20 protein-coding genes and 1 pseudogene are annotated in these 22,617 nt (G+C 65.6%); 15 read left to right on the forward strand and 6 right to left on the reverse strand.

The window, feature by feature from the left end; all coding sequences use genetic code 11:
• Positions 1-107: 107 nt before the first annotated feature.
• The 3 genes and pseudogenes from F6X39_RS25825 to F6X39_RS25835 form a co-directional block, all read right to left on the reverse strand.
• Positions 108-449 carry a tlde1 domain-containing protein gene (locus F6X39_RS25825; RefSeq protein ID WP_187618723.1) on the reverse strand — a complete coding sequence of 114 codons (342 nt, stop codon included), beginning with the start codon at positions 447-449 and terminating at the stop codon, positions 108-110.
• A 317-nt stretch (positions 450-766) separates the two neighbouring features.
• Positions 767-980, reverse strand: a pseudogene (locus F6X39_RS25830) (transposase); the annotation flags it as partial.
• Complete coding sequence (locus F6X39_RS25835; RefSeq protein WP_187618676.1) at positions 953-1,675, reverse strand: TetR/AcrR family transcriptional regulator; 723 nt, start codon at positions 1,673-1,675, stop codon at positions 953-955. The pseudogene F6X39_RS25830 and the gene F6X39_RS25835, both read right to left, overlap by 28 nt.
• Before the next feature lie 289 nt (positions 1,676-1,964).
• Here F6X39_RS25835 and F6X39_RS25840 point away from each other — a divergent pair, with 289 nt between their 5' ends.
• From F6X39_RS25840 to F6X39_RS25890, 11 genes are all read left to right on the forward strand, one after another.
• The gene (locus F6X39_RS25840) at positions 1,965-3,554 is read left to right on the forward strand and encodes a 6-hydroxynicotinate reductase (protein ID WP_187618677.1); all 1,590 of its coding nucleotides are present in this window, start codon (positions 1,965-1,967) and stop codon (positions 3,552-3,554) included.
• Positions 3,555-3,578: 24 nt separating this feature from the next.
• A complete protein-coding gene (locus F6X39_RS25845) occupies positions 3,579-4,517 on the forward strand; it encodes a UPF0280 family protein (RefSeq protein WP_187618678.1) in 939 nt (312 codons plus the stop codon).
• Positions 4,493-5,083, forward strand: a complete 591-nt coding sequence (locus F6X39_RS25850; protein ID WP_187618679.1) for an amino acid synthesis family protein — start codon at positions 4,493-4,495, stop codon at positions 5,081-5,083. Before F6X39_RS25845 ends, F6X39_RS25850 begins: the two co-directional genes overlap by 25 nt.
• 50 nt (positions 5,084-5,133) lie before the next feature.
• Complete coding sequence (locus F6X39_RS25855; protein WP_187618680.1) at positions 5,134-5,718, forward strand: amino acid synthesis family protein; 585 nt, start codon at positions 5,134-5,136, stop codon at positions 5,716-5,718.
• 173 nt (positions 5,719-5,891) lie between these two features.
• A complete protein-coding gene (locus tag F6X39_RS25860; RefSeq protein ID WP_187618681.1) occupies positions 5,892-7,844 on the forward strand; it encodes an ABC transporter permease in 1,953 nt (650 codons plus the stop codon).
• Positions 7,841-8,650 (forward strand): ABC transporter ATP-binding protein, encoded by an 810-nt coding sequence (locus F6X39_RS25865; protein WP_187618682.1) that lies wholly within the window; start codon positions 7,841-7,843, stop codon positions 8,648-8,650. Before F6X39_RS25860 ends, F6X39_RS25865 begins: the two co-directional genes overlap by 4 nt.
• Positions 8,647-9,360, forward strand: coding sequence for an ABC transporter ATP-binding protein (locus tag F6X39_RS25870; RefSeq protein WP_187618683.1), 714 nt, complete (start codon positions 8,647-8,649; stop codon positions 9,358-9,360). The genes F6X39_RS25865 and F6X39_RS25870 overlap by 4 nt, the downstream gene beginning before the upstream one ends.
• A gap of 34 nt (positions 9,361-9,394) precedes the next feature.
• On the forward strand, positions 9,395-10,594 hold the full coding sequence (locus F6X39_RS25875) for an amidohydrolase family protein (RefSeq protein WP_090807235.1): 1,200 nt from the start codon (positions 9,395-9,397) through the stop codon (positions 10,592-10,594).
• 31 nt (positions 10,595-10,625) lie between these two features.
• Complete coding sequence (locus F6X39_RS25880) at positions 10,626-11,132, forward strand: (2Fe-2S)-binding protein (RefSeq protein WP_187618724.1); 507 nt, start codon at positions 10,626-10,628, stop codon at positions 11,130-11,132.
• Positions 11,129-14,773 (forward strand): molybdopterin cofactor-binding domain-containing protein, encoded by a 3,645-nt coding sequence (locus F6X39_RS25885; RefSeq protein ID WP_187618684.1) that lies wholly within the window; start codon positions 11,129-11,131, stop codon positions 14,771-14,773. The genes F6X39_RS25880 and F6X39_RS25885 overlap by 4 nt, the downstream gene beginning before the upstream one ends.
• A gap of 103 nt (positions 14,774-14,876) precedes the next feature.
• Positions 14,877-16,085 carry an ABC transporter substrate-binding protein gene (locus F6X39_RS25890; RefSeq protein WP_187618685.1) on the forward strand — a complete coding sequence of 403 codons (1,209 nt, stop codon included), beginning with the start codon at positions 14,877-14,879 and terminating at the stop codon, positions 16,083-16,085.
• Between the two features lie 128 nt (positions 16,086-16,213).
• Here the strand turns inward: F6X39_RS25890 and F6X39_RS25895 are convergent, their stop codons facing one another.
• Positions 16,214-16,465, reverse strand: coding sequence for a hypothetical protein (locus tag F6X39_RS25895; RefSeq protein ID WP_018423554.1), 252 nt, complete (start codon positions 16,463-16,465; stop codon positions 16,214-16,216).
• Between the two features lie 195 nt (positions 16,466-16,660).
• Between F6X39_RS25895 and F6X39_RS25900 the strand changes: the two genes are divergently transcribed.
• Positions 16,661-17,182: a DUF6496 domain-containing protein gene (locus F6X39_RS25900; RefSeq protein ID WP_187618686.1), complete on the forward strand. Its 522-nt coding sequence runs from the start codon at positions 16,661-16,663 to the stop codon at positions 17,180-17,182.
• 99 nt (positions 17,183-17,281) lie between these two features.
• Here F6X39_RS25900 and F6X39_RS25905 read toward each other — a convergent pair whose 3' ends face one another.
• Positions 17,282-18,610, reverse strand: coding sequence for an aspartate aminotransferase family protein (locus F6X39_RS25905; protein WP_187618687.1), 1,329 nt, complete (start codon positions 18,608-18,610; stop codon positions 17,282-17,284).
• A gap of 185 nt (positions 18,611-18,795) precedes the next feature.
• Here F6X39_RS25905 and F6X39_RS25910 point away from each other — a divergent pair, with 185 nt between their 5' ends.
• A complete protein-coding gene (locus F6X39_RS25910; RefSeq protein WP_187618688.1) occupies positions 18,796-20,211 on the forward strand; it encodes a PLP-dependent aminotransferase family protein in 1,416 nt (471 codons plus the stop codon).
• 23 nt (positions 20,212-20,234) lie between these two features.
• On the opposite strand, the gene F6X39_RS25915 is transcribed toward F6X39_RS25910, so the two are convergent.
• Entirely contained in the window at positions 20,235-20,858 is a 624-nt protein-coding gene (locus F6X39_RS25915; RefSeq protein ID WP_187618689.1) for a LysE family translocator, read from the reverse strand.
• A gap of 258 nt (positions 20,859-21,116) precedes the next feature.
• On the opposite strand from F6X39_RS25915, the gene F6X39_RS25920 reads away from it, so the two are divergent.
• Together F6X39_RS25920 and F6X39_RS25925 are read left to right on the forward strand one after the other, a co-directional pair.
• On the forward strand, positions 21,117-22,019 hold the full coding sequence (locus F6X39_RS25920) for a glutamate/aspartate ABC transporter substrate-binding protein (protein WP_184063185.1): 903 nt from the start codon (positions 21,117-21,119) through the stop codon (positions 22,017-22,019).
• A gap of 215 nt (positions 22,020-22,234) precedes the next feature.
• Positions 22,235-22,546 carry a hypothetical protein gene (locus tag F6X39_RS25925; protein ID WP_260330386.1) on the forward strand — a complete coding sequence of 104 codons (312 nt, stop codon included), beginning with the start codon at positions 22,235-22,237 and terminating at the stop codon, positions 22,544-22,546.
• The last annotated feature ends 71 nt before the right edge of the window (positions 22,547-22,617 follow it).

The following is a 22,617-nucleotide window of genomic DNA, read 5'->3' on the forward strand; positions in this document are numbered from 1 at the left end:
AAGTGCTGTGCATCTGAACCCGGATCGAACCGACAACCTGGCAGGCACTCCGCAGCGCGATAACTAGGAGCGAAAGGCCGCCTGAAATCTAAACGTTGAGGCGACAACTACCTTGAAAATTTCCGCTCCCGTACTCTGGGGTTCAAAACGATACAGCCGTTTGACGCCGTGCCAGGAGCGCTGAGGCTATCACCATGGATCATGAAGCCAGCACGCCCGTGTGTATTCGTCCCGTTAATGGGGGTGAGTCGCATTGAATAAGGACCTGTATGAGCATGCCTGAATGGCGAACCGATCTCGTATTCGCCGACAGGAATGGGTCCGATATCGCGCACATATTGCATGTCGTGGTTGTGTTTCCCTGGACCGCTACCGGCATATCCGTCTGTGTCCACGAGCATAGTGTTGTGATACAGGTGGCCGATGCTATGTCTGTACATCCATACCATTGTCTTGTCCTCATTGGTTGTACGAATCACCAATTACACCAGACCATCTGAGAGCACACAATTTTCGAGATATGCGTCAGTTGTTGACCATCGTTACGCCTAGCTGCATGACATTCACGCGCACACAACACGCCCTGCACATGCGGCGCGTCAGACTTCTGACCAACCCCACGTTTTTTCGGAGCGTGGGGTTTTGTTTTTTCAGGCGATGCCAGAGCTGCGGCGAAACAGTGGCTTCGTGAGACGAAGCTGCGGACCTGGCGTTGCGGGCGCCGCAAGCGGCTATGGACACGGGGGATCGCGTTTAAACGCGCCTTCATACATGCCACCAGCAGGGCGATCTTCTTGATGTTCTGCGTGGCCGCGCCCAGCAGACACTGCTCGGCGCACCTTTCGCAGTCCCCGCATCCGCGCGTGGCGATGGCCATGTAACGGTCTGGCATCCGCAAAGCTGCGCTCGACTGTCTCGTTGCGGCGTCTGCAGATGGCCTTGCCCCAATCGGTCAGCCGTCGCGCCTCGACGCGAGAACGTCCAGGCGTCGGGCACCAGATCCGTGAGTCGCCGGCGCCTGCACGCACACCGCGCGCAACACCGTCTCCTTGATCACCTCGCGCCAATGCGCGAGCGCCGCCTCGTCCATCAGCGGCTCGCCGAGAAACGCGCCGAGCGTGTACTGATTGGCGTTATAGAAATAGCCGAGCGACGCGATCATCAGATACACGTCGCGCGCCGCGATATCGGCGCGAAACACGTGCTGCGCGCGGCCCGCCTCCAATAGCCTCTGCACGACCGAAATCGCGTAGCCCGAAATCTCCTTGAGCTTCTGCGATTTTTTCGCATGCTTGCCCTGGTGCAGATTTTCGCTCGACAGCAGTGTCACGAACTCCGGGTGATCGAGGTAGTACTGCCAGACGAACTCGACCATCTGTTCGAGGCCATGCACCGGATCGCGCAGATCGAGATTGAGTTTGCTTTCCGCTTCGTTGAACTGCGTGTAGATCGTCTCCAGCACTTCGATGAACAGCTGCTCCTTGCTGCCGAAGTAGTAATAGATCATCCGGTCGTGCGAACGCGCGGCCTTCGAAATACTTTCGATGCGGCCGCTCGCATAACCCTGCTTCGCGAACACCCTGATGGCCGCCTTCAGGATCTTGGCGCGCGTGTCCTGCGCCTGTTTCGCGCGGATACCGATGGCGCCCGGCTTGCGGGCGGCGGTGGGGCTCATGACGGTCTCGGATCTCTTTGTCAGCGTAGGTTTGAACGGCGGGCGCACAGACTCGGCACGCCGATGCCGCATTGCACCATGATCCCGCGTGACGGAAAACACGTTGCACAGTCGATTTTGATCGAGTAGATTTCAATCGAGTTTGGTGTAGAAGATACTACATGAACGGTGAGTGACCGCAACATGAAAATGGGCGGCCCACGCAGAAGTGCCCTGAAACCGGGACGATTCGCGCACCGCGCAGCACCGCCAGCCATGTCGCGCCTGTGATGTCGTAGGGAACCCCACGATGACAGAACATACGAAGGTCGATTTCGGTGCAGAGAGTGTCGATCGCGATACCGCGTCGACGCCGGGGCCGACCGTGCTCGCAAAGTCGGCGCCGCGCAGCGAGCGCATGGCCGCGAACAAGATCGAATGCAATGCGTGTCCGGTGCTGTGCCAGATCTCGGAAGGGCGCACTGGCGCGTGCGACCGTTATGCGAATGCGGATGGGCGGTTGATTCGCGTCGATCCAGTGGTGTTTCTGTCGCGTGCGAACGATGCCGACGCCGATCCGGCAAATGCGGCGATCGAATTCGGCACAGCCCCCGCCGCGGACCCAGGCGCCACCGAACCCGCCCTCTTCGTCACCGGCGTCGGTGCCTCCTCGACCTATCCCGACTACAAGCCCGCGCCGTTCATCGTCGCGTCGAAGCTCGACGACGTCGACATGGTCACCGTCGTCACCGAAGGCATCTTCAGCTATTGCAGCTTCAAGGTGAAGATCGACACCGACCGCTTTCTCGGCCCCGAACAGGCCAACGTGCGCTGTGACGGCGAGATCGTCGGTCACGTGAGCACGGCCGAATACGGCTCGCAGATGCTGAGCCTCGGGGGCGTCCATCATCTGACCGGCGGCAGCAAGAAAGAAGGCCGCGTGAGCTGCGACATGATGCTCGCGCTCGGCAACAAGGAGGCGGTCGAGCTTGGTATCGACGGCGGCGCGAGTCTCGTGATTCGCGCCGGCGTCGCGCCGATCGTCGACGGTGTCGAGGAGCAGCGCATGCGCGTCGGCTGCGGCTCCGCGACGATCGGTATCTTCGCGAAGCAATGGTTCGGCCACGTCGATGAGGTGGTGGTCGTCGACGATCACATTACGGGCGTGCTGACCGAGCACCAGGCGGGCCGCTGCCTCGGCATGACGCGCTCGGGACTCAAGATACGCGGCCGCAAATCGACGCCGGGCCGCTATTTCCAGGTTGCCAATCCTGGCACCGGTTGGGGGGGCACCGACATTCAGGACCCGCTCGCGATCGTCGAAGGATTCGATCCGTCGGTTGCGAAGCCGGGCATGCGCGTGCTGATGGTCTCGACGACCGGCGAACACGCGCAATGGTACGAACTCGACGCACAGCTCGTGCCGCGCATCGCGCCGATGCCCGACGCGGTGCGCCGCACGGTCGAGCGGATCGGCGAAAACTGCGAGCCGTCGCTCGCGACGGTGCTGTTTCTCGGCGGCGCGGGCGGCAGTCTGCGCGCCGGCGCGACCGAGAATCCGGTGCTGCTCACGCGCGCGATCAAGCGCAAGCTCGTCAACGTCACGTGCGGCGGCGCGCCGGCTTATGTGTGGCCGGGCGGCGGCATCACCGTGATGGTCGACGTGACGCGCATGCCGGACCGCTCGTTCGGCACGGTGCCGACACCGGCGCTCGTCGCGCCGATCGAATTCACGATGACGTACGACACGTACCGCGATCTCGGCGGCCACGTCGAGGCGGTGCGCTCGTTGCAGAGCGTGCTCGCGAGCGGGCCGACGCATACGGAAGGCGCGCCGCTCGCGCGGCGGACGCTGGCTCGCGATCCGGACAATCCGTGGCCGCCTGCAATGCCCGGTTAAGCACCCTGACCAAAAAATCACACGATGACCCCCACCCGAACCCGCCTCGACGAACACCGCTGGCATTGGCAGCACGGGCCGATCGACCTGATCCTCGGCGCCGACGGCGAGCCCGACGCGGTGCGTGCCGCATATGACGCATGCTGGGAGCGCTTCAGTCCTGTGCTGGAAGAGCTGGTCCGCGAATTGAACGTGCTTCGGCAACCAGTGCAGGCTGTGGCGGCACGACATGATTGCCCGCTTCGAGGGCCGGTCGCGACGCGTATGTGGCATGCGTGTCATCCGCATCGTTCGAGCTTCATCACGCCGATGGCCGCAGTCGCGGGCAGCGTCGCCGACGAACTGATCGCCGCGTTCGCGCGCGACGGCATCGCGCGTGCGTTCATCAACAACGGCGGCGACATCGCGCTGCACCTCGCGGCGGGGCAGCAGTATCGGGTGGGCGTGTTGGCGGACCTCGCGCAAATTTCGGGCACGCGTTTCGCGCACGACCCCGCGCTCGACGCGCATCTGACGCTCGACGCTCGGCAGCCGATTCGCGGCGTCGCGACGAGCGGCTGGCGCGGCCGCAGCTTCAGTCTCGGCATCGCCGACAGCGTGACCGTGCTCGCGCGCGATGCCGCGAGCGCCGACGCCGCCGCGACGATGATCGCGAATGCGGTCGATCTCGACCATGCGGGAATCGTGCGGCGTCCGGCATCGTCGCTGAAAGACGATAGCGATCTCGGCGATCTGCTGGTGACCGTCGACGTGCCGCGTCTGCCGCAGCCGCTGATCGATTTCGCGCTCGCGCGCGGCGTCGATGTCGCGAAGCGGTTGCGCGGCCAGGGTTTGATCGAAGGCGCCGCGCTGTTCCTGCAAGGACGGGCGCGGGTGACCGGCATCGACGATTCACGCGCGTTGTCCGCCACGCGCGCTTCACTGACAACGGAGGCTCCGTGTTCGAAATACGCCGCGTGCTGACGCACGTCGAAGACATCTTCCACGAGTTCGGCCCCGCGCCCGCGCAGCCGCTCAAACGAGGCGCGATCGCCGCGGTGATGACGAATCCGTTCGCGGGCCGCTACGAGCCGAAAATAGAACATGCGATGGAAGCGCTGAAGCCGCTCGGCTTCGAGATGGCGCAACGGCTGCTGACGGCGATGGCGGTGCCGCATGCGTCGATCGAAAGCTATGGGAAGGGCGCGATCGTCGGCGCGCGCGGGGAACTCGAGCACGGCGCGCTATGGCATGTGCCCGGCGGCTACGCGATGCGCGAGCTGCTCGAACAGCACGGCGTGCCGACCCACGCGATCGTGCCGTCGACGAAGAAGGTCGGCGCGCCGTCCACCGCGCTCGACGTGCCGCTCACGCATGTCAACGCGAGCTACGTGCGCAGCCACTTCGATGCGATCGAAGTACGCGTGCCCGGCGCGCCCGCCGCCGACGAGATCGTCTACATCCTCGTGATGAGCACGGGGCAGCGCGTGCATGCGCGGGTGGGCGGCCTCGCGAAAGAGGCGATCGTCGGCAAGGATGGCTTGCGCTGAAGCGGCGCGCGGCAACCATACTGCAAGGCAACGAAACTCGGAGAGCGCAAATGGCAATCAGGCTTCGCAAGCTGGTCGTGCAGGTCGACGAAACACGCATCGAAATGGGCCAGACCGTCGAGCCGCCCGCGCGCCGCGCGGTCGCGATCGCGGTGATCGATAATCCGTATGCGGGCCGCTATGAGGCGGAGCTCGACGCGCTGATCGAAGCTGGCGAGGAACTCGGCGCGCTGCTCGGCAAGCGCTGCGTCGAGGCGTTGGGCATCGCGCCCGGGGCGGCGCAAAGCTACGGCAAGGCGGCGATCGTCGGCGAGGCGGGCGAGCTCGAACATGCGGCCGCGATCCTGCATCCGAAGCTCGGCGCGCCGCTGCGCGCGGCGGTCGAAAAGGGCGCGGCGCTGGTGCCGTCGGCGAAGAAGATCGGCACCCTGGGCACCGCGATCGACGTGCCGCTCGGTCACAAGGACGCCGCCTACGTGCGCAGCCATTTCGACGCGATCGAGGCGCGCGTGGCCGATGCGCCGCGCGCGAACGAAATCGTCGTGGCGGTCGCGGTGACCGCGTCGGGCCGGCCGCTGCCGCGCATCGGCGGCTTGCAGGCGAACGAGATCAAAGGCGAGGACGGCCTGCGCTGAGCGATCGTTTTTTTCAGCCGCCTGTTTGCCGTCGCTTGTTTTGCGGGTTGTTTCGCTGGTAGTGTCCTGCCGTTGACGCGGGCGCGCATGGTGCCGCCCGCGCTGCAACGTCCGCCGATCGGGCCGCTGCGCATGTTGCGCGCGCGCCGTTCGGCGAGCTGCCGAGGGTCGCGATGCTTTCGAATCTGCTGGTACAACTGGTCAATGGACTCGCCGACGCGTCGACGCTGTTTCTGGTCGCCGCCGGTTTGTCGTTGATCTTCGGCGTGACGCGCATCGTCAACTTTGCGCACGGCTCGTTCTATATGTTCGGCATTTACGTCGCGTATAGCATCGCGAGCCGCTTTGGCCACACGGCGGGCGGCTTCTGGCTGTCGGTGCTCGCCGCCGCGCTCGCGGTCGCGGTGCTGGGCGCGCTCGTCGAAATCGTCGTGTTGCGGCGGATCTATCAGGCGCCGGAGTTATTCCATCTGCTCGCCACGTTTGCGCTCGTGCTGATCTTTCGCGACGCCGCGCTATGGCTTTGGGGCCCGGAGGACCTGTTCGGCCCCCGCGCGCCGCATCTCGCGGGCGCGGTCGACTTTCTCGGCCATCCGCTGCCCACGTATGACATCGCGCTGATCGTGATCGGTCCGGTCGTCTTGCTGCTGCTGTGGTACGCGTTGACGCGCACGCGTTGGGGCACGCTCGTGCGCGCCGCGACGCAGGATCGCGAGATGCTCGGCGCGCTCGGCATCAATCAGGCGTGGCTGTTTACCGGCGTGTTCTTCGTCGGCGCGTTTCTCGCGGGACTCGGCGGCGCGCTGCAAGGGCCGCGCATGTCGGCGAACCTGTCGCTCGACCTCGAGACGATCGGCAATGCGTTCGTGGTCGTCGTGGTCGGTGGCATGGGTTCGATTCCGGGCGCATTCGTCGCGGCGTTGCTGATCGCCGAGATCAAGGCGCTGTGCATCGGTATCGGGCACGTGACGATCTTCGGCATCGGTTTTTCGCTGAGCCGCTTCACGCTGGTGGCCGAATTCGTCGTGATGGCGGTCGTGCTGGTGGTGCGGCCTTGGGGTCTGCTCGGCCGCGCGAGCGCCGCGGTGCGCGCGATGGGTACGCCGGACACGCCATTGCGTCCGGCGGGCAGGCGTCTGAAGGGGCTGGCCGCCTTCGTGTTGCTGGTGCTGGTTCTGGCACCGCTCGCGGCCAACGCGTTTCCGTATATGCCGGTGCTGCTGGTTGAAATCCTGATCGCGGTGCTGTTCGCGGCGAGCCTGCATTTCATCATGGGTCCGGGCGGCCTGCATTCGTTCGGCCATGCCGCGTACTTTGGACTTGGCGCTTACGGCGCGGCGCTGTTTCTGAAGGTGCTGAATCTGCCGATGGAAGCCGCGTTGCTGCTCGGGCCGCTGCTCGCGGTGGTGGGCGCGCTCGTGTTCGGCTGGTTCTGCGTGCGCCTGTCCGGTGTCTATCTGGCGATGCTGACGCTCGCATTCGCGCAGATCGTCTGGTCGGTCGTGTTCCAGTGGGACGACGTGACGGGCGGCAGCAACGGCATTCTCGGTCTATGGCCGTCGAACTGGCTGTCTTCGCCGGTCGCGTTCTACTACCTGACGTTAGCGTGCGCGGTGCTCGGCGTATGGCTGCTGCGCCGCATGCTGTTCTCGCCGCTCGGCTATGCGATGCGCGCGTCGCGCGATTCCGCACTACGCGCCGAGGCGATCGGCATCGACGTGAAGCGGGTTCAGTGGGCGTCGTTCGTGATCGCGGCGTTGTTCTGCGGACTCGCCGGATCGCTGTACGCATTTTCGAAGGGCAACATCTCGCCCGAAGTGATCAGCGTGAGCCGCTCGGTCGATGGCCTCGTGATGGTGCTGCTCGGCGGCTTGCAGACGTTGAGCGGGCCGATCGTCGGCGCGGCAGTGTTTACGTGGCTGCAGGACACGGTCGCGCGCCAGACCGACTACTGGCAGGCGCTGCTCGGCCTCGCGATCCTGCTGCTGGTGATCGCGTTTCCACAGGGTATCGTCGGCTTCATTCGCGAGCGTTTCGGCGACGCGAACGGCGATCAGGCCGACACGACCAACGGCGGGGCCGCGTCGCCGTCGCAACGGGCCGCCGCGGTCAAGGAGGGGCTATGAGCCTGCTGCGCGTAAGCGGTCTGTCGAGATCGTTCGGAGGACTGAAGGCGGTCGATAACGTTTCATTCGATCTCGAAGCGGGTCAACTGCTGGCGCTGCTCGGCCCCAACGGCGCGGGCAAATCGACTTGTTTCAACATGGTCAACGGCCAGTTGCAGCCGTCGTCGGGTTCGATTCTGCTCGACGGTCATGAACTCGTCGGCATGCGGCCGCGCGATATCTGGCGGCGCGGCGTCGGCCGCACGTTCCAGATCGCCGCGACGTTCAACTCGATGACGGTGCTCGAAAACGTGCAAATGGCGCTGGTATCGCGCGAGAAAAAGACCTTCGGCCTCTGGAAGCCAGCGGGCTCGCACCATGCCGACGAAGCGTTCGCGCTGCTCGAACAGGTCGGCATGGGCGCGCACGCGAAGCGCGCGTGCGGCGTGCTCGCGTATGGCGACGTGAAGCGCGTCGAGCTTGCGATCGCGCTCGCGAACCGGCCAAAGCTGCTGTTGATGGACGAACCGACCGCCGGCATGGCGCCGAAGGAGCGCAACGAATTGATGGCGTTGACCAAACGTCTGGTGACCGAACACGAGATCGGCGTGCTGTTCACCGAACACAGCATGGACGTCGTATTCGCGTACGCCGACCGGATGATCGTGCTCGCGCGCGGCAAGCTGATCGCCGAAGGCGACGCCGACACGATCCGCAACGACGCGCGCGTGCAGGAGGTCTATTTCGGCACCGGCAGGACGTTCCGGCCGCACGCGCCACTGCAAGACGCGTCAGGCAGCGCGCGGGATCGTGGAGCATTGCAATGAGCGAACCGATGCTGAAAGTCTCCGGCCTCAATGCGTTCTACGGTCGCGCCCACATCCTGTTCGACGTCGGCCTCGAAGTCGGCCGTGGCGAAGTGGTCGCGCTGATGGGCCGCAACGGCGCCGGCAAATCGACGACGATGAAAGCGGTGATGGGACTGCTGCCGCGCCGCCATGGTGAAGTGACGTTTCGCGGCCAGAACATCAGCGCGCTCGCGCCGTACAAGATCGCGCGCATGGGCGTCGGTTTCGTGCCCGAGGACCGCCGCGTGTTCGCGGACCTGACGGTGATGGAAAACCTCGACACGGGCCGCCAGCCGCCGCGCGAAGGCGCGCCGCAATGGACGCCCGACAAGCTGTTCCACCTGTTTCCGAATCTCGGCGAAATGCCGAAGCGCCCCGGCGGCCAGATGAGCGGCGGCGAGCAGCAGATGCTGACCGTGTCGCGCACGCTAATGGGCAATCCGTATCTGGTGCTGCTCGACGAACCATCCGAAGGCGTCGCGCCGGTGATCGTCGAGCAGATGGCGAACATGATTCTCGAACTGAAACGCGAAGGGCTATCCATTCTGTTATCCGAACAGAATCTGCACTTCGCCGAGCTGGTCAGCGACCGCGCGTATGTGCTCGAGAAAGGGCAGATCCGTTTCAGCGGGACGATCGGCGAACTCGCACGGAACGAAACAGTGAGGCGCGCTTATCTGAGCGTGTGAATTCATCGGGTAGTGTCGGCGAAAGGAGAGGCAGATGGCGGCAGAGACGTTGACAGGCTTGTCGGGCAAGGTCGCGGTAACGAACATCGGGCTGCTGCTGTCGGGCGATATCGATCAGCCGATTCTCGACGCGGACACGCTGGTGATCGACGACGGCGTGATCGTCGCGCTCGGCCGCGAGAAAGACTGCGATCTCGAAGGTGCGCGCACGACGGTCGACTGCAAGGGCACGACGGTCGCGCCGGGCCTGATCGACTCGCACGTGCATCCGGTGTTCGGCGACTGGACGCCGCGCCAGAATCAGCTCGGCTGGATCGAGTCGAATCTGAACGGCGGTGTGACGACGATGATCTCGGCCGGCGAAGTGCATTTGCCTGGCCGTCCGAAAGACGTGCTCGGCGTGAAGGCGCTCGCGATCACCGCGCAGCGCTCGTTCGACGGCATGCGCGCGGCCGGCGTCGGTGGCGGCGTCAAGGTGCTGGCAGGCGCGCCGGTGATCGAGAAGGGCATGGTCGAGCAGGACTTCAAGGAGCTGTCCGAAGCCGGTGTGAAGCTGCTCGGCGAAGTCGGCCTCGGCAGCGTGAAGGGCGGCGAGGAAGCGCAACAGATGGTCGCGTGGGCGCGCAAGTACGGTATCCAGAGCACGATTCACACGGGCGGTCCGTCGATTCCGGGCTCCGGCCTGATCGATCGGGACGTGGTGCTCGCCGCCGATGCCGATGTGATCGGCCACGTCAACGGCGGCCATACGTCGCTGTCGTACCGGCACGTGTGCGATCTGTGCGAGCAGTCGAGCCGCGCGCTCGAAATCGTCCACAACGGCAACGAGCGGATCGCGTTGCTGACCGCGCGCCATGCGATCGAGCTGAAATGCCCGCATCGGATCATTCTCGGCACCGATAGCCCGGCCGGCTCCGGCGTGCAACCGCTCGGCATTCTGCGCATGATCGCGCTGATCTCGAGCCTCGCCGACGTCCCCGCCGAAATCGCGTTCTGCTTTGCGACCGGCAATACCGCGCGGCAGCGCCACCTGCGCCAGGGGCTGATCGAGGTGGGCCGTCCCGCCGATCTCGTGTTCATGGACCGCGCGCAGCATACGGCCGCCGACACGCTGCTCGAAAGCGTGCAGCTCGGCGATATTCCGGGTGTGGGGATGGTGATGATCGATGGTCTGATCCGTTGCCGGCGCAGCCGCAATACGCCGCCCGCGACCGAAGTGCCGGTGGTGCTGTGAACGCGCGGCGCGACAGGGTGCTCGCATCATGATGAACCGCGCCGCGCAGCTCGTGCTGAAGGTGAACGGCGCGACGCATGTGGTCAGCGCGGCGGCGCAGACACCGCTGCTCTACTTGTTGCGCAATGATCTCGCGCTGAACGGGCCGAAGTTCGGTTGCGGTCTCGGCGAATGCGGCGCCTGCACCGTGCTGCTCGACGGCATGCCGACGCGCGCCTGCGTGACGACCGCCGAAGTCGCGCTGGGCCGCGAGATCACGACGCTCGAAGGGCTCGGCACGCGCACCGCGTTGCATCCGGTGCAGCAGGCGTTCATCGACGAACAGGCCGCGCAGTGCGGCTACTGCCTGAACGGCATGATCATGACCGCGAAGGCGCTGCTCGATCGCGATCCGCATCCGAGCGTCGCGACGATCCAGCGCGAGCTGTCGCGCAACCTGTGTCGCTGCGGCACGCATGTCGAGATCGTGCGCGCGGTGCAGCGCGCGGCGCAATTGCTCGACGCGCAAACGGACGCGGACGACGGAGCGCGCGTATGACCGGGCTGGACTTCAGCGTCGATCGTCGTGGCGCGACGCCGTCGCGCAAGCGGTTGTACGACGCGCACAGCGTGCTAATCGTCGCGCGGCCGCCGCATGCACCGGTCAAGGCCGCGCGCGGCCAGCCGGGTTCGCGTTCTTCGTTCGTGCCGACCGAGGCGGATCTGTTTCTGGTCGTGCGAGACGATGGCAGCGTGGTCGCGTTCAACGGTCACGTGGACCTGGGCACCGGCATCGGCACCGCGCTCGCGCAGATCGTCGCGGAAGAACTCGATGTGCCGCTGACGCGTGTGTCGATCGTGCTCGGCCATACCGGCGAAGCGCCGAACCAGGGGCCGACGATCGCCAGCGCGACGATCCAGATTTCGGCGGTGCCGCTGCGGCAGGCGGCGGCGCAAGCGCGTCAGTATCTGGTCGCGCAAGCGGCCGCGCGCCTGAATGTAGACGCGAACGATCTCGACGTGCAGGACAGCCGCGTGTTTCCACGCGATGGCGACCCGGCGCAGGGCATTCACTATGGCGAGCTGATCAAAGGCCAGCGTGTCGAACTGCTGCTGTCGAACGATGCGCCTTTGAAACCGCCACACACGTATCGCGTCGTCGGTAAAAGCGCGCCGCGTGTCGACATTCCCGCGAAGGCGACCGGTGAGCTGAGCTTCGTGCACGACGTGCGCGTGCCCGGCATGCTGCATGGACGCGTGGTGCGGCCGCCTTATGCGGGCGTCGCGCAGGGTGAGTTCATCGGGCATAGCCTGCTGGAAGTGAACGAAGCGGCGATTCGCGATTTGCCTGGCATCGTCAAGGTGGTCGTGATTCGCGATTTCGTCGGCATCGTCGCCGAGCGTGAGGAGATTGCGCAACAGGCGGCGCAGCGGCTCGACGTGCGCTGGAAAACGGTCGATGGCCTGCCGCCGCTCGACACGAGCGAGCAGGTCGAAGCGGCGTTGCGCGCGAATCCAGCGACGCGGCGCGATCTGGTGATCGAAGGCGACGTGGATGCGGCGCTCGCGCAAGACCCGTCGCGCACGTTGGAACGCACTTACGTGTGGCCGTTCCAGATGCACGCATCGATCGGCCCGTCGTGCGCGGTCGCGGACTATCGCAACGGAGACGGCGACGACACGCAGCTGAAAATCTGGTCCGGCACGCAGAACCCGCATTCGCTGCGCGCCGACCTCGCGTTATTGCTGACGCTCGACGAAGCGCGCATCGACATCGTGCGGATGGATGCGGCGGGCTGCTACGGACGCAATTGCGCGGACGACGTCGCCGCCGACGCCGCGCTGCTGTCGCGCGCGGTCGGCGCGCCGGTGCGCGTGCAGCTCTCGCGCGAGGACGAACACGCGTGGGAACCGAAGGGCGCCGCGCAACTAATGGACGTACGCGGCGCGCTCACCGCCGAAGGCGAACTGGCCGCCTACGACTTTGCGACGCGCTATCCGTCGAACGACGCCCCCACGCTCGCGCTGCTGCTGACCAGCACGATTCCCGCGCAGCCGCAGGTGTTCGAGATGGGCGACCGTACGGCCGTGCCGCCGTACGACTATCGCAGCATGCGCATCGTCTGCGACGACACGCCGCCGATCGTGCGCGCCGCGTGGCTGCGCGGTGTGTCCGCGTTGCCGAACACGTTCGCGCACGAGTCGTTCATCGACGAACTGGCCGAGCAGGCCGGCGTCGATCCGGTCGAATTCCGCCTCAGGCATCTGACCGATCCGCGCGCGATCGACCTCGTCAAGGCGGTCGCGGCGAAAGCCGGGTGGGAACCGCGCGAACCCGCGTTCAGAACGCGCGGCGAGGACGACGAAGACGGCAACATCGCGCGCGGCCGCGGCATCGCGTACGCGCGCTACGTGCACAGCAAATTCCCGGGGTTCGGCGCCGCATGGTCCGCGTGGGTCGCCGACGTCGAAGTCGATCGCAACAGCGGCGAACTGGCGGTCACGCGCGTCGTGGTCGGCCAGGACACCGGCACGATGGTCAATCCCGATGGCGTGCGTCACCAGATTCACGGCAACGTGATCCAGACGACGAGCCGCGCGCTGAAGGAGCAGGTCAGTTTCGGCGACAACGCGGTGACGAGCCAGGAGTGGGGCGCGTATCCGATCCTGACGTTCCGCGAAGTGCCGGTGATCGACATCGTGATGATGCCGCGCCACGGCGAGCCGCCGATGGGCGCGGGCGAGTCGGCGTCGCTGCCCGGCGCGGCCGCCATCGCCAATGCGCTGTACGACGCGACGGGGGTGCGTTTCCGTCGCCCGCCGTTCACGCCGGAAAAGATCCGCGCCGCGCTCGCCGACGCGCAGGCGGAAGACGCGGCGGCGCGCAGGAAAAAGCGCTGGCGGCGCGGCTTTTTCGGCTTGTTGGCCGCGGGCGTGGCCGGCTGGCTTGGCGCGCTGTCGTTCGCCTCGGTTTCCAGCGCGCCGCTTGCGCCGATCAGGCCGCCGCTTGCAAGCGCGTTCGCGCCGGAACTGGTCGCGCGCGGCAAGCTGCTCGCGTCGCTCGGTAATTGCGCGGTTTGCCATACCGCCCACAACGGCGTGCCGAACGCCGGCGGCAAGCCGCTCGCGACCCCGTTCGGCATCGTCTACAGCACCAACCTCACGCCCGACGGCCAGACCGGGATCGGCCACTGGTCGCTCGAAGCGTTCGTGCGCGCGATGCGGCACGGCATCAGCCGCGACGGTCATCGGCTGTATCCGGCGTTTCCGTACACGTCGTTCCAGAACATCTCCGATGACGATCTGCGCGCGCTGTACGCGTATCTGATGTCGCAAACGCCGGTGCGCAGCCGGCCGCCCGAAACGAAGCTCGCGTTTCCTTTCAGCGTGCGTCCGCTAATGGCTGCATGGAACGGCCTGTTTCTCGGCCGCACCGCGTTTACCGCCAACCCCGCGCAGAGCGCGCAATGGAATCGCGGCGCGTATCTGGTGAATGGCCTTGGTCATTGCAGCGCGTGCCACACGCCGCGCAACGCGTTCGGCGCCGAGAAAACCGGCGCGGCGTTCATGGGCGGAGGCAGCGCCGAGGGCTGGGAAGCGCCCGCGCTGTCGGCGTTGTCGAATGCGCCGGTGCCGTGGAGCGAGGACGAACTGTTCCGTTATCTGCGCGACGGTCACGCGCCGTTGCACGGCGTCGCGGCCGGACCGATGGCGCCGGTGATCGGCGATCTGGCGGCGCTGCCCGACAGCGATATCCGCGCGATGGCCGTCTATCTCGCGTCGCTCAATCCGCTGGAGCCGAACGCCGATCCGGCCGCGACCGCGCGCGAATACGAACAGGCCAGCGCGATGACGGGCGCGCCGGTGACGGTGGGTGCGCGGCTTTTCGACGGCGCGTGCGCCGCGTGCCATCACGCGGGCAGCGGACCTCAGTTGTTCGGCGCACATCCGTCGCTGGCGCTGAACACGAACCTGCACGGCGCGACGCCGGACAACCTGATTCGCGTGATTCTCGACGGCATCGGCTCGCCTGCGCGGCCCGAACTCGGTACGATGCCGGCTTACCGCGACAGTTTCAACGACGCCCAGGTCGCCGAGCTCGTGTCGTTCCTGCGCGCGCAGTTCGCGGGCGGCAAGCCGGCATGGCAGGACGTCGCCGCGAACGTGGCCAGAATCCGCGCGGAACCGCGCGAGCAATGAGCCGCCAGCCGTCGTCCGAAGGTGCGCAGGTCCACGCGCTTGCACGTCCTCACGTTCGCATGTCTGACTAAAACCACCATTCCTTCTGATAACGGAGAAACGCATGACCACGCGCGCAGGATGGATCTCTCGCCTCATGGTGTCGACCGTGTGCTCGTTTGCCGCGCTCGGCGCGAACGCACAGCAGACCATCAAGATCGGTGAGATCAATAGCTACAAGGCGCAGCCCGCCTTTCTCGGGCCTTACAAGCAAGGCTGGAATCTCGCACTCGAGCAGGTGAACGCGGCGGGCGGCGTGCTCGGCAAGCCGCTCGAAGTTATTTCGCGCGACGACAACGGCAACCCCGGCGACACGATCCGCGTCGCCCAGGAGCTGATCGCGCGCGAGCAGGTGCAGGTGCTGTTCGGCGGCTTCCTGTCGAACACGGGCCTCGCGCTCGCCGACTTCGCGAAGCAGAAGAAGATCTTCTTCCTCGCGGCCGAACCGCTGACCGACAAGATCGTCTGGGCCGATGGCAACAAATACACGTACCGTCTGCGTCCTTCGACCTACATGCAGGTCGCGATGCTGGTGCCCGAGGCCGCGAAGTTGAAGAAGAAGCGCTGGGCGATCGTGTATCCGAACTACGAGTACGGGCAATCGGCGGTGGCGACCTTCAAGAAGCTGCTGACGGCCGCGCAGCCGGACGTGCAGTTCGTCGTCGAACAGGCGACGCCGCTCGGCAACGTCGACGCGGGCGCCGTGACCCAGGCGATCGCCGACGCGAAGCCCGACGCGATCTTCAACGTGCTGTTCGGCGCCGACCTCGGCAAGTTCGTGCGCGAGGGCAATACGCGCGGGCTCTTCAAGGATCGCGCGGTGGTGTCGCTCCTGACCGGCGAGCCCGACTACCTCGATCCGCTCGGCGCCGAAGCGCCGACCGGCTGGATCGTGACCGGCTACCCGTGGTATTCGATCGATACGGCCGCGAACAAGCAGTTCGTCGACACGTATCAGGCGAAATATCACGACTATCCGCGGCTGGGCTCGGTGGTCGGCTATTCAGCGCTGATGTCGATCGCGGACGGCATCAAGAAGGCGGGTTCGACCGATCCGGACAAACTCGCCGCCGCGTTCAAGGGGCTCAACGTGCAGACGCCCTTCGGCCCGATCATGTACCGCGCGCAGGACAATCAGTCGACGATGGGCGCGTATGTCGGCGTGACCGGCGTGAAGGACGGCAAGGGTGTGATGACGTCGTACCGCTATGTGGATGGCGCGAGCGTGCAGCCATCGGACGCCGAGGTGAAGAAACTGCGCCCGGCGGATTGAGGACGTGGCGCGCGGCGGTCCGTCGTGACTGCCGCGCAATGGCCGCGCGAGTGTTGGTGAATGCGCGTCCGCAGCGGCTTTTGCCACGAGCGGGCGGCTTTGAAAACGGCGGTTGCCGTCGGCGAAACCTACTCTTCCGCGTCGTGCTCCGTGACGAAGCGCTTCAGATAAGCGAGCACGGCCGCTTCCATCGCGCGATGATCGGCGGTGTTTTTCGAGCCCGCGTTTTCCTCATCGCCGAACAGTGTGGACGGCGCGTTGTGCACGTCCACTTCCTGCCCCTCGCGGAACACGCGAATTTCGTGGACGTCCTCGACGTACTCGGCGATCCAGTGCACGCCCTCGATATGCGTGCCAGCGCGAACCGTAACTATCTTCATGGCTGTCTCCATGCAAGGCGGTCGATTTGAGTTAGCGCTTCGGCGCTTACTCCCGTCCCATGTCCACCACCATACGCCGTCCCGCCGACGCACGCGAGTCCCGCCGCGCAACCGCCGCCGGACCATGGCGCGGATGGGCGCTCCGGCACGCTCGTTGCTCAATGATAGAGACTCACCCACAACCGGAGAACCGTCATGCCAGAGCAGAAAACCTTGAAGCGTGCCGAGGCCGATAAACGCGCCGGCAAATCAGCGAGTACTCAAGCGGGAGAGTTCGTCAAGGAACAGGTGGACAAGGTCCGCGCCGGCAAGCACGGCGTGCGCTCGCCGAAGCAGGCGATCGCGATCGGGCTGTCCGAGGCGCGGCGCGCGGGCGTCGACCTAAAGCCGCCGAAGAAGGGCGCCTCGAGCGAGGCGACCCGCAAGAAAGCGCAGAAGGACAGCGCGGCGGGCAAGCACGAAGGGGCCGAGAAGAGTGCGAGCAAGGAGTCGAGCGCGAAACGCTCGCGTGTGTCGGAGAGCGTGCTCAAGCGCGAGAGCAAGGCCGGGGCGTCGTCGGCGGCGATGTCGAAGCAGGCGAAGTCGGCGGCGGCCAAGCGGCCAGCCGCGAGCCGCTCGGCCGCAGCCAAAAAGGCCGCTGCGACGAAGGGCGCGGCTGGACGCTCCGCTGCCGCGAAAAAAGCCGCGCAAACGCGGGCGTCGCGCGCGCATCACTGAGCTTGCGGCTCGCAAAGCGGCAGCAATAAAAAAGAGCGGCGCACGCATGCGCGTGCCGCCGCTCTTTCGTCGTCGCCTGGTGGCGCGCTGCGCGCCTTCTTACTGCACCGTCGCCAGCACCTCGCCAACGGTGCGGAAGAGCCGCGCGATCTGCTCTTCGTCGATGATCAGCGGCGGCGAGAATGCGAGGATGTCGCCGGTGAAACGGATCAGCACGCCTGCCTCGAAGCATTTGACGAACGCCTCGTAGGCGCGCGCGCCCGGCGCTCCGTCGCGCGATTCGAGCTCGATGCCCGCGACGAGGCCGAGATTGCGCACGTCCTTCACGTGCTTCGCGCCGCGCAGTCCATGCGCGGCGGCTTCGAACGTCGGCGCGAGGCTGGCCGCGCCCTCGAACAACTGGTCGCGGCGGTACAGATCGAGCGTCGCGATCGCGGCCGCGGCAGCCGCCGGATGCGCCGAGTACGTGTAGCCGTGGAACAGCTCGATCGCGCCCGGCGCGCCGCTACCCACGACCGTGTCGTGGATCGTGCGGCTCGCCGCGACCGCGCCCATCGGAATCGACGCGTTGTTGATCGCCTTCGCCAGCGTGATCAGGTCCGGCGTGACGCCGAAGTGTTCGCTCGCGGTCGCCTTGCCGAGGCGGCCAAAGCCCGTGATTACTTCGTCGAAGATCAGCAGGATGCCGTGCTTCGTGCAGATCTCGCGCAGCTTCTGCAGATAGCCTTGCGGCGGAACCAGCACGCCGGTCGAGCCGGCCACCGGTTCGACGATCACCGCGGCGATCGTCGAAGCGTCGTGCAGCGCGACGATGCGCTCCAGCTCCTCGGCCAGATGCGCGCCCCATGCGGGCTGGCCCTTCGAGAACGCGTTGTGTTCGAGGTTGTGCGTGTGCGGCAGATGATCGACCGCCGGCAACAGCGCCCCCGAAAACGTCTTGCGATTCGGCGCGATACCGCCGACCGAAATCCCGCCGAAACCGACGCCGTGATAGCCGCGCTCGCGGCCGATCAGCCGCGTGCGCTGGCCTTCGCCGCGCGCGCGATGGTAGGCGAGCGCGATTTTCAGCGCGGTGTCGACCGATTCGGAGCCCGAGTTCGTGAAGAAGATGCGATCGAGCCCTTCCGGCATCAGCTCGGCAACCTTCTTCGCCGCTTCGAACGCAAGCGGGTGGCCCATCTGGAAGGTCGGCGCGAAGTCGAGCGTCGACAGCTGCTGGGTGATCGCGGCGACGATTTCATCGCGGCCATGGCCGGCGTTCACGCACCACAGCCCGGCGCAACCGTCGAGAATCTCGCGCCCGTCGGTGCTTCGGTAGTACATGCCCTTCGCCGATTCCAGCAGGCGCGGCGCGGCCTTGAACTGGCGGTTGGCGGTGAAGGGCATCCAGAAGGACGACAGATCGTCGATGACGGGGCGCGAAGTCATGGCATCTCCTCGAAGTGGCGCGGTTGGGGCTTTAAGCGTAGCCAAACTGTAGCCCTCGCGGTTTAATGGCGGCATAAACAGTTGACCAAGTGCGGTGTCAACTGTGCTGGTGGATTCGCACGAACTGTTCAGGTAGGCGGGCGGTTCGCGGTCCGTCTTTTCGCCCCCCGTTTTTCGCCCGAAACATGATCGAACTGGACCTTCAACGCGACCGGCGCGCGGCGCCGACGCTCGTCGAACAGGTCGTGCAGAGCTTCGCGCGCGCGATCGACTCGCAATCGCTGCGCGCCGGCGCACTGCTGCCGTCGGTGCGGCAGCTTGCCCAAAGCCACGCGCTGAGCACCTTCACCGTGACCGAGGCGTACAACCGGCTGGTGTCGATGGGGCTCGTGGTCGCGCGGCGCGGCTCCGGCTATCGGGTGGCGGCGCGCTCGCCGTCCACGCGGGCGGCCGTCGCCGACTGGACGCCGCCGAGCCTGACCGCGACGTGGCTGCTGTCCGACGTGTTCGCGGATCACTCGGTGCCGATCAAGGCGGGCTGCGGCTGGCTGCCGAGCGAATGGACCAACGAGAGCGGCCTGCAGCACTCGCTGCGCGCGCTGAGCCGGGTGCCGGCCGCGCGGCTCGGCGACTATGGCCATCCGTACGGCTTCGCGCCGCTGCGCGAGCGCATCGCCGAACAACTCGACCGGCGTGGGCTGCCCGTCGACGTTGCGAACGTGCTGCTCACGCAGGGCGCGACGCAGGGGCTCGATCTGATCGTGCGCACGCTGCTGCGCGCGGGCGATGCGGTGATCGTCGAAGATCCCGGCTACTGCAATCTGCTGCAGATCCTGAAGCTCGCCGGGCTGGTCGTGCATGGCGTGCCGCGCACGCCGGCCGGCGTCGATACGGACGTTCTCGCAACGCTGGTCGCGCGGCACAAGCCGAAGGCGATCTTCGTCAACACCACGCTCCAGAATCCGACCGGCGCGACCTTCGGCATGTCGGCCGCGTTCCGCTTGCTGCAGATCGCCGAGCGCGAGCGCATCTGGGTGATCGAGGACGACGTGAGCCGCGAACTCGCGCCGGCCGGCGCGCCGCTACTGGCGGCGATGGAAGGCTTGCAGCGCGTGTTGCACGTCGGCGGCTTTTCGAAGACGGTAACGCCGTCGTTGCGCTGCGGCTATGTGGTGGCCGAGCAGGCGGTGCTGCGCGAACTCGCGCGCACGAAGATGGCGGTGGGGCTGACGTCGTCGGAAACGATCGAGCGGATCGTCGACAAGGTGCTGGTGGAAGGGCGTTACGCGCGCCACGTCGAGACGGTCAACGAACGGCTCAAGCTCGCGCACGTGGCACTCGAAGAACGGCTGGACGCGCTCGGGCTCGAGGTGTTTCACCGGCCGCGCGCGGGGCTCTTCATGCTGGCGCGTCTGCCGATCGAAGCGGAGCGCGCCGCCGAGGTCGCGACCGCCGCGCTCGCGCACGGCATCTGGCTCGCACCGGGCTCCTACTTCCGTCCCGACGACGCGCCGAGCGCGTGGTTCCGCTTCAACGCGCCGTATTCGAGCGACGACGCGTTGTGGCGCTTCATCGAGCGGGTCGGGCAGGGGGCGTGGTAGACGCGGCGGCGCGTGCCGAAAGCTCAGCCTCCGTTCCCGATCAGCTTCAGCGCGATCGGATACAGCGACGCGACCAGCAGCAGCGCCATCGCGATGTTGAAGACGCGCAGCCGCTTCGGGTTCGACAGCACCTCGCGCATCGCGGTGCCGAAACCGGCCCACACGCAGATGCACGGAAAGCCGATCACGTAGAACACCGCAGCCATCGCGACGGCGTTCATGCCGAAGCTGTTGCTCAGATGAATCGTCGTCGCGGCGGTCAGCACCATCATCCACGCCTTCGGATTGACCCACTGAAACGCGATCGCCTCGTGAAAGCGCATCGGGCGACGCTCGCCGTTCCTGAGCTTCAGTTCGCCCGACGTGCCGATTTTCCACGCCAGATACAGCAGATAAGCGACGCTGACGACTTCGAGCACCGTATACAGCACGGGGAAATGCACGAACGCCTCGCCGAGGCCGATGCCGACCGACAACATCAACAGCACCACGCCGACGCTGATGCCGGACAGATGGGGCAGCGTGCGGCGAAAACCGAAATTGACGCCCGACGCGAGCAGCATCGTGTTGTTCGGACCGGGCGTGATCGAGGTGACGAGCGCGAACAGGATGCCGGCGGGCAGCGCGCTGAGAGTGACGAAAGACATGGGGGCTCCGGTGTCGCCAACAGAAAACGGTGAGGCTCATTCTAGCGACAGGGGCCGGTACAGTACCTGTACGGTTTTGAAAATGATGTCCGGTACGGATCGATGATGACTTGATTGGCCGGAAAGCGTCGCCACGCGGCGTTTCAACACTCGGTAGTTAACATATGTTGCATTTATTTTTTTAATGGCAACATATGTAGACGGCTGGCGCAGCAGCCCGCTATCCATCAGGAACCTGCCGCACGATTGGAGATACCCATGAAAGTGATGAATTGGTCCACTGTTGCCATGCTCGTGGCGGCAACGTTGGCGAGTCCGGGCGCGTTCGCGCAGGACGCGACGTCCACGCTCGCGAAGATCCAGCGAAGCGGCGTGATCGCGATTGGCCATCGCGAGACGTCGGTGCCGTTCTCGTACGTCGACGCGAACAACGAGGTGGTCGGCTTTTCGCAGGACCTGTGCAACAAGGTCATCGATGCGGTCAAGGCGAAAACGAAGCGTCCGGACCTCAAGGTGCGCTTCATTCCGGTCACCTCGCAGAATCGCATTCCGCTCGTGCAGAACGGCACGGTCGATCTCGAATGCGGCGTGACGACCAATCTCGTCGCGCGCCAAAGCCAGGTGGCGTTCGCCGACACGTTCTTCGTCGCGACGACGCGTCTTTTGACGCGCAAGGACTCGGGCATCAAGGACTTTCCGGATCTCGCGGGCAAGACGGTCGTGACGAATCAGGGCACGACGTCCGAGCGCATCCTGCGCAAGATGAACGAGGACAAGAAGATGAACATGCAGATCATCAGCGCGAAAGATTACGGCGAAGGGCGTCTCACGCTCGAAAGCGGCCGCGCCGTCGCGTACATGATGGATGACGTGTTGCTTGCCGGCACGCGCACGCTGACCGCGAAGCCGTCGGACTGGATCATCACCGGCACGCCGCAATCGTCGGAAGCGTATGGCTTCATGTTGCGACGCGACGATCCGGAGTTCAGAAAGCTCGTCGACGACACGCTCGAACAGGTGATGAAAGGACCGGAAATCCACACGATGTACGACCGATGGTTCATCAAGCCGGTGCCGCCGAAGAACATCAGCTTCGACTTTCCGATGAGCGATTCGCTGAAGCAGCTGTACGCGCAGCCGAACGACAAGGCGCTCGAATAACGGCTTTCGCCGCGATTGCGCGTAGGAATGGTTTCTAGTGGCAGTCTTTTGCTCTTTCCTCTATACCTGGCTATAGGCGGCGCGTTTCGGTTGAACGTCGCCTATAGCGGGAACGGAGGTGCAAAGTGAAGAGGCCGATGGAATCTTCGCGGCGCGGACGGATTTTCCCCGGTGGAATTCTTCGTGCTGCGCTGGCGTTGGCAAGCGGCGTATTCATGGTGTCCGCAAACGCCGACGCACAAATGCGCGCGATTACGATCGTATCGGGCACTTATGGCGAGAATTGCGGCGCGCCGCGCGGCAACCTGACTCGTGAGCTCGAGCGTCATTGCAACGGACGGGAAACTTGCGATTACGCGCTGCCCGGCCTGCACAAAGGTGGCACGACGATGGCATGCCCACGCGACTTCCACGCCGAATGGCATTGCGACCACGCGGACTTCCACACTGCGGCGCTGGGTCCCGGCGCGAAATCGGGCGATACGCTCGTGCTGGGTTGCGTCGAGTCGCGTGGCGCGGGCAAATAGCTCCATGCGCGAATAAAAAGGCCGAGACCCTGACGGGGGCTCGGCCTTTGATTTTTGCGGCGGTCTTTTTA

Origin of the sequence: Paraburkholderia sp. UCT2 (assembly GCF_014397665.1) — a bacterium.
Lineage (GTDB): Bacteria > Pseudomonadota > Gammaproteobacteria > Burkholderiales > Burkholderiaceae > Paraburkholderia > Paraburkholderia tuberum.